Below are 7,717 nucleotides of genomic sequence, written 5' to 3' on the forward strand. Positions count from 1 at the left end.
GAAAGGTTTAATTTTTATGGATATTTTTATAAGTTAGAGTTAATAGTTTCTTTTATTTCCATTCTACTTATAAATTCTATAAAATCTAGAAATTATTTCGAATTTACATCACTTCATGAAGCTATACCAGTCAGAGCATTCTCATTTACATTATTTGCACTATCTGCAATTGCTTTATTTAATTTCCTCCTCTCCTTTCCATTAAAAAAAGCACTTAGATTTCTCTAGTGCTTTTACTCTTTTTAATTATTTGAACTATCTTGAACTTCTTTATAACTCATTGTATCCTTCCAACTTTGATTATATCCAACTTTTTTAACATTGCCATTTGTTAACATCTGTATTGTATAGTCTACATTGTTTGATAACTCTATTCCTGTATTATCGAACTCCCCATATTGCACAATTGTATCCTTATAATTTGGAACAGTAGCAAATACATATCCTTTTTTTGAATTTTTATTTTCTTTAAATACAACTGGCTCTAATGTATTTTTATCTCCTATTTTTTTTGCTATATTGAAAATTTCTTTTGGAGTTATATGTTTATACAATACTAGAATATACTTATCCGTAGATACTCCTTTTATTTCTGCTGCAGGACTTGTTTCTTCTGTCATTGATATTACTCCTGGAAACTCTCTCTGTAGTGGTGGTAATTTATAGTACTTATATACTTTTACTCCTATAAACACTATTATTAGTATTAAAATTATTATTCCTAACCATTTAAAGACCTTTTTTCCTACCGCTAATTCCTCAAGTTCTTTTTCATCTTTTGTTTTATTTTCCATTTTTCATTTCCTTTCTATTCCCTTATATTATTTTTATAATACTATAGAAAGGTTTAATTTTTATGGATATTTTTATAAGTTAGAGTTAATAGTTTCTTTTATTTCCATTCTACTTATAAATTCTATAAAATCTAGAATTTTACTATTTATTCTTTTATATTGGTATTACTTCTACTTTTACACTCTAGTAAAAATGGCTACATAAAAATAAATAGAATTTTTCACAACATTAAAAAAAGAAGCAAGAACTTAATCTTGCTTCTTCTAAATTATGCTGTTTGCTTATCTTCTAATAAGTTTTCCATATTTTCATTTTCTTTGTTATCTATAAGTATTTTAAACTTTTCAAACATTTCTAGGATATTTGCATATGCTAGTTTAATATCCATAGATTTACTATCCTCTACCTCTTCCTTAAGTTCATCTATAGCGTCTGTATTTTTCTCTAACGTCTTCATCTTTTCTAATGAATCTATAACAAAGTTTCTATAATCTTCGTTATCTATATGTTTTTCAAGTTCTGTATATAGTATATAAATATCTGAAACTAAAATATGGCTATTTAATTTTATTTGCTCTTTAAATTGAATACCTGCAACTCCAAAATTATCTCTCATTGCTTTATCAATAGCTGAACATGTTAAAAATAAATTTTGTATTCCAAACTCTCTATCTTCTGCTTTTTTAGCCATATTATAAATACATTCTATCATTTGATAAATAGTTCTTTGATATTTTTGTTTAAGTCTACCATTTAAAGATTTTAAATCACATCTTAAAACAAATGTATTTAAAATTATAGCTATAATCATTCCAATAATAACAAATATTATTCTTTGGAATGCAAAATCATATACACTTCCTGTTCCTGTTGCAAGAGTTACTATACATATTGTTGCAAGGAGTATATTATACTTATACTGTTTTGTATAGCACATTATATATCCAACTATCATTAATATAGCTGTTCTCTCTGGTCCTGTTTTAAATATACTCAATAGTATTATTACTATAACAGCTCCAATTAAAGTTGATATCATCCTATCTTTAGTCTTATACTTAGTAGTTTCATATATTGGGTTTACTAAAGAGAATATAGTAAACATCATCCATGTCCCCTCTTCCAAATGGAAGTACTGTGTTAAAAAACATGTTATTGTCATTCCAATAGCCACTCTAACTGCATAACTAATTCCTAATGGACTTCTTGTATCTTTCGCTAGCTTTCTAGAAACTTTAAATCTTTCCCTAGTCGTATTTATATTTTCTTTTAAATTAATTGAATGTTTCTTTTCATCTAATAATGCTGCATTAATTAATAATAAGCTATTTATTATTTGTAGTTTTTTTCCTTCCATTAAACATTCTTTGTTATCTTCTATAAATTTCTCTACCTGAACTTCAAATTCATCTACTAACATCTTACCTTCTAATAATTCATTTAATTTATCAAAGTACTTTAAAATAAAATCAGTAATATTATTATTCACTACCTCAGGATAAGACAAAGTTATATTTAGCTTTTCTAATGCTGTAACTAAACTTAAACTTCCCTCTCCTTCTTTCGATATGTAAAAGTTTTTCTCACGACTATCAAAAATAAGATATTTTAAGCTTCTAAACATCCCATTTATTTGTTCATTAATAGCCCCTACATCTTTTCCCTCTTTAATTAATAAAGTTTTTTGTTTTATTGATTTATTTATGTTTATAAATATCTTCACTGAATTTTTCTTAACTCTATTTCTATTTAATAATAATTGAGGTATCATAATTGTTATTGCACCAAATACTAAAGCAAGTAATCTCATTCCCTCTTGACTATGTGGTACTGGAAATGCTATTAATAATACAAACTGTAACATAAATGGTACATATGTTGGTGTCCTAAGTTCATTACAAGTAATATATCCAACCCCTAGCATTAAAATGAAATTTAAAGGTATCGCAACCCATAAATTATAGCTACCTATAAAAATTACAATTCCCATACAAAGATTTATTAATATAAATTTCATTGTATTTCCTATAATATTAGTAGTTAAGTCCCGTCCTAAGTACATAAGCATTGCAATATAAGATGTTATTCCTACATATGTATTGTTTTCTCCAAACAATAATTTAAATCCCACCGCAAAAACCGTTGCCAATAAGAATACAAAGGTCCCTGAGATAAATTTACTGAATATAATTTTCCCATTTAATTTCTTCATTTTATCCTCCTAAAAAATAGTCGTACTAAGAAGTATACTTTAAACTTTTATATATTCTATATTAAAACTATAAACATTTAAAGAACACTTCAATAAAACACTTAAACCACAAAATAAAAAGAAGCAAGACCTTCTCCTGCTTCTTCATCTTTACTTTAATTCTTAATTAATAAAGCTACGTTCTCAGCAGTAGATTCATTCCAATCAATCTTCACTTCGTTCGATTTCTTGGTGAATCCTTGCATGGAACGTGCTAATTACTTCCCTTCGTCACTTCGTTCCTTGGCAAGTAAAGCTACGTTCTCAACATGTGCAGTATGTGGAAACATATCTACTGGCTGAACTTTTTCTGTTTTGTATCCTTGCTGTTCTAGTATTTTTAGATCTCTTCCAAGTGTTGATGGGTCACATGATACGTATACTATTCTCTCTGGTTTTACTTTCCCTATTGATTCTAGTAACTTTATATCGCATCCTTTTCTTGGTGGATCTACTACTATTACATCTGCTTTTATGCCTTTTTCTATAAGTTCTGGTATTACTTCTTCTGATTTTCCTACAAAGAATTCTGTATTTTCTACATTGTTTAGTTTGGCATTTTCTCTTGCATTTATTATTGCTGGTTCTATTATTTCTACACCATATACCTTTTTAGCTTTTTGTGATAAAAATAATGTTATGCTTCCAGTACCACAATAAGCATCAAATACTATTTCTTCCCCTTTTAAGTTTGCATATTCTAAAGCTTTGTTATATAACACTTCTGTCTGTATTGGATTTACTTGGAAAAATGATAGTGGGCTTATATTAAATTTAAAGTCCCCTATGTAGTCTTGTATGTTATCTGTTCCATATAACGTAATACATTCTAGCCCTAATATAACATTAGTTTCTTCTTTGTTTATATTTAAAACTATACTCTTTATTCCTTCTATATTACTTTTTATTTCTTCTGTAAACTCTTCTAAATGAGGTATCTCTTTTTTAGTTCCTACAAGAACTACCATCACTTCACCAGTTTTAAATCCAGTTCTTATCATTATATGACGTATTAAACCTTTTTTATCAAACTTTGAATCTTTAAAGGCTGGTCTTATGCCATATTTAAGCATCCAAGTTTTTAAGATTTCTCTAACCTTATCTGCTTTTTCATCTTGAATAAGGCAACTTTCTATATCTATAATATCATGGCTTCTTTCTGCATAGAATCCAATTTTAAGCTCTCCGTTTACAGTTCCAACTGGAAGCTGAACCTTATTTCTATATCTATATGGAGCATCTTTCATTCCTAAAGGATATAATACAATCTCCTCTGAAAGTCCTCCAATTTTATTAATACAGTCTTTTACTCTTTCGTATTTAAAATCTAACTGTGTCTTATAATCCATATGTTGAATCTTACATCCACCACATCTTTTATAATATTTACATTCAGGCTCTATACGTCCCTCTGCCTTTTTCTCTATATCTACAAGCTTTCCATAAGCATAATTCTTCTTAGTTTTTACAATTCTAACATTTGCTTTTTCACCTTTTAAGGCACCTTCAACAAATATTGGGTAGCCATCTATTTTTGCTATTCCTTCACCTTCATACCCTTGTGAAATTATATCTAAAGTATATTCTTTATTCTTATCTACCATTCATTTCACCTTTTCTTAATTTATTTTCGTTTAATTATATCACACCTCCTCACTTTTTTCCCTACCATTCTTTTTCTAGTACCTTTTTAGTAAGCTTTTCTGATTCTTTCAATCTTACAACTATTCTTTGCATATTTAAAAAAGCTAATTTTTCTTTATTATCATGTATTTCAAGGAATTTTTCTTTAAACTCATTTTTTACTTTAATTAAAACTTCTTCTTCGCCTTTTCCTCTAATATCATAGTTTACTTTGTCTAAAATATTTATCTTTACATTCTCCTCTTTAAAGAAGAAAATTGTAAAATAAATTGTATTGTTTAAAATCCTTTGATTATAAACAAATTTATCTATATCTTTATCCTTAATAATAGCATTATTACTTATGATCTTACTTTCATAAAGCTTTGATATACTCATTTTTTCACCAAGCAATTTATAATAATATATATTTTTACTTTCTCCTATTGAAAAGTCTAAAATCTCATTACTTAACTGATTATAATTTCTTATTAGATTTTTAAGTGCTTTTTTTATATCATATGGGAAAATATATTTTGTTCCTAAATATCCTATAATTATACCAAGAACTACAAATGAAATCCTAAGTAATACTCCTCTCCCTGGAGTTTCTGTTGCTATTGAAAATAATCCTAAACTTACAGCGGCAGTACACATAGTCTTAGTTTGAAAGTCCTTACTTATAACATAAAGATAATATAATCCTATAAATAAAATTCCCTCTATAAATACATTACTAACAAAAAGATATATTGCAACAAACACTATTATCCCTAAAACTGTACCTGTAAATCTTTTTGGAAATCTCTTCTTAGAATCCTCAAAAAATGGTTCTATAACTGCATATATGGTAAATACTATCCACTTTCCTTCTTCCACCTTTATTAAACTAACTATAAAATAAGATACTGCTAGTAAAAATGCTGCTCTAAATGCAAAGGAGAATCTTAAAGATTTTCTGCTTATTTTAAAATTGAAGACAGATGTAATTTCTTTTCTAAGTCTTCTATTAAATAAGATATCTTTTTTACTATAATCTTTTCTATCTAAATTCTCTTTTAACATAAATAAGTTTTGTAATACTTCATATATATAATAGTCACTTTTATTCTTATTTTCTTCTATGAATTTATTAATTAAGTCTATTATCTCTGCATTTTTCTCATTTCTATTTTTAGCATCCTTTATTCCTAATATTAATACTTTTAAATCTTTCATAAACTCAATTTCTATATCATTATGTAAATCAATATTTATCTCTTTCAATAAATAATTCAATCTTTCTATATAAAGCGTTAAATCTAACATCTCATTATCCTCTTTAGTTATAAAAAATGGATCTATCCTTTTCTTATAAATAGAGTCTACTATCTGATTTACGTTTTCACTTACCTTAAAACTATTATCTAAGACTTCTTTTCCTTCTAAAATAATATCAATCTTCATATTTATTTTATCTAATAGCTCATTTAAATTCTCATTCATCTTCTTCTTAAACTTATTCTTATTTACAATAAGCTGAGTAAACATTAAAAATAATGCTCCAAGAGCTAGAACTATAAGTCTTGTTGGTAACTCTCTAAAAGTCCCTGGCTCTATTAAAAGATATAAATATCCTAAAACAAATGGTCTCCATATCCATTGCTTTATATTTGATGTAAAATTGTAGGCTATAATAAATATAGAAACAAAGTTTACAACTAATCCTAGATAAATATTTAATGATGCAATATATGAAAATAATCCTATATAAACAAATATAATTAAAAATGTAATAGTGCTTCTTATCTTATTTCCTGTTAAATCAGTATTCATTAAAACTAATGAACCTTTTGCAATAGTTGCACCTATAAATGCTTTTCCTGGTCCTAAAATTCTCCATAATCCAAAAAAAACTATTGCCGCTAAAATATATACTATAGTTCTTAAAACTAATTCTCTTCCTTTAAAAATTTTCATATGTCCCCTCCCTCACATCATATTTTAGTTTAAAAATCCATCTACTGCCTTAAAATAATTACTTATTCATATAAAGTTCAATTAATTTAAAGGGTATAGACTAAAAATTTAATCTATACCCTTTAAATTATCTTCCTTCTATAAAAGTTTCACATTGATTTCTTTTTCTATTTATATTATTTTCTATAATTATAATATTAGTTGCCCCACACATTCCCTCATCATTGTACAAACAATTTTCTGCTGTACATACTACCTCAGGTGTAATTTTTATCTCATCTCTTGTAGATACAATTTGGGCTAACTCCCCTAAAAAATTAGTATTTGGAATTGCCTTAAATGCATTCAATATAGTTTCTGGTTCATAATTTTCACATTGGGTCTGATGACTTGTATAAGCACCAGCCCCACTTATAAGTATACTATTAGCTCCACAAAATCCCCCTTCATTATTTACACATTTTTGTACGCTACACCCTAAAGTTGTCAAAGAAATCACTCCTTTCTAATTAAAGCATTTGTTTTATTTTTCCCCTTAATATATTTTATATGCCTAAACTTTAATTAATGATAAAAAAAAGACTACACATTTCTGTGTAGTCCATATATTTTTTGCAATATTCTATGCAAAGTATCTATCTAATAATCCTTTGAAAGCTCTTCCGTGTCTAGCTTCATCTTTACACATTTCGTGAACTGTGTCATGAATTGCATCTAAGTTTAATTGTTTAGCAAGTGTTGCTAAATCTTTTTTACCTTGACATGCACCAAACTCAGCGTCAACTCTAGCTTGTAAGTTTGCTTTTGTATCAGCAACTACAACTTCACCTAACATTTCTGCAAATTTAGCAGCATGCTCAGCTTCTTCGAAAGCTATTCTTTTATAAGCTTCAGCAACTTCTGGATGTCCTTCTCTATCAGCTTGTCTTGACATAGCTAAGTACATTCCTACTTCAGTACATTCTCCCATAAAGTTAGCTCTTAATCCTTCAATTACTCTTTCGTCAACACCTTGTGCTACTCCGATTCTATGCTCATCAGCCCAAGCCATGTCTCCTTCCATTTCTTTGAATTTATCAGCTCCAACAC

6 protein-coding genes are annotated in these 7,717 nt (G+C 27.4%); all 6 read right to left on the reverse strand.

Annotation, left to right across the window (positions count from 1 at the left end):
- Nucleotides 1-242: 242 nt before the first annotated feature.
- Nucleotides 243-794: a hypothetical protein gene (locus tag ACRDDY_RS08475; protein WP_438564518.1), complete on the reverse strand. Its 552-nt coding sequence runs from the start codon at nucleotides 792-794 to the stop codon at nucleotides 243-245.
- A 269-nt stretch (nucleotides 795-1,063) separates the two neighbouring features.
- The gene (locus ACRDDY_RS08480) at nucleotides 1,064-3,007 is read right to left on the reverse strand and encodes an FUSC family protein (protein ID WP_438564519.1); all 1,944 of its coding nucleotides are present in this window, start codon (nucleotides 3,005-3,007) and stop codon (nucleotides 1,064-1,066) included.
- A 257-nt stretch (nucleotides 3,008-3,264) separates the two neighbouring features.
- A complete protein-coding gene (rlmD, locus tag ACRDDY_RS08485) occupies nucleotides 3,265-4,650 on the reverse strand; it encodes a 23S rRNA (uracil(1939)-C(5))-methyltransferase RlmD (protein WP_438564520.1) in 1,386 nt (461 codons plus the stop codon).
- Nucleotides 4,651-4,711: 61 nt separating this feature from the next.
- Nucleotides 4,712-6,628, reverse strand: a complete 1,917-nt coding sequence (locus ACRDDY_RS08490) for an FUSC family protein (RefSeq protein ID WP_438564521.1) — start codon at nucleotides 6,626-6,628, stop codon at nucleotides 4,712-4,714.
- A 127-nt stretch (nucleotides 6,629-6,755) separates the two neighbouring features.
- Nucleotides 6,756-7,118, reverse strand: a complete 363-nt coding sequence (locus ACRDDY_RS08495; protein WP_438564522.1) for a DUF1540 domain-containing protein — start codon at nucleotides 7,116-7,118, stop codon at nucleotides 6,756-6,758.
- A 132-nt stretch (nucleotides 7,119-7,250) separates the two neighbouring features.
- Nucleotides 7,251-7,717, reverse strand: a 467-nt coding sequence (locus ACRDDY_RS08500) for a ferritin-like domain-containing protein (protein WP_438564523.1), incomplete at its 5' end; no start/stop codon positions are given.

Origin of the sequence: Clostridium sp., from assembly GCF_051656525.1 — a bacterium.
Classification (GTDB): Bacteria; Bacillota; Clostridia; order Clostridiales; family Clostridiaceae; genus Clostridium.

What these genes read in the sequence shown, in the direction of transcription:
- ACRDDY_RS08475 (WP_438564518.1), bottom strand. Translation starts at nt 794, where the DNA reads ATGGAAAATAAAACAAAAGATGAAAAAGAACTTGAGGAATTAGCGGTA.
- rlmD (WP_438564520.1), bottom strand. Translation starts at nt 4,650, where the DNA reads ATGGTAGATAAGAATAAAGAATATACTTTAGATATAATTTCACAAGGG.
- ACRDDY_RS08480 (WP_438564519.1), bottom strand. Translation starts at nt 3,007, where the DNA reads ATGAAGAAATTAAATGGGAAAATTATATTCAGTAAATTTATCTCAGGG.
- ACRDDY_RS08490 (WP_438564521.1), bottom strand. Translation starts at nt 6,628, where the DNA reads ATGAAAATTTTTAAAGGAAGAGAATTAGTTTTAAGAACTATAGTATAT.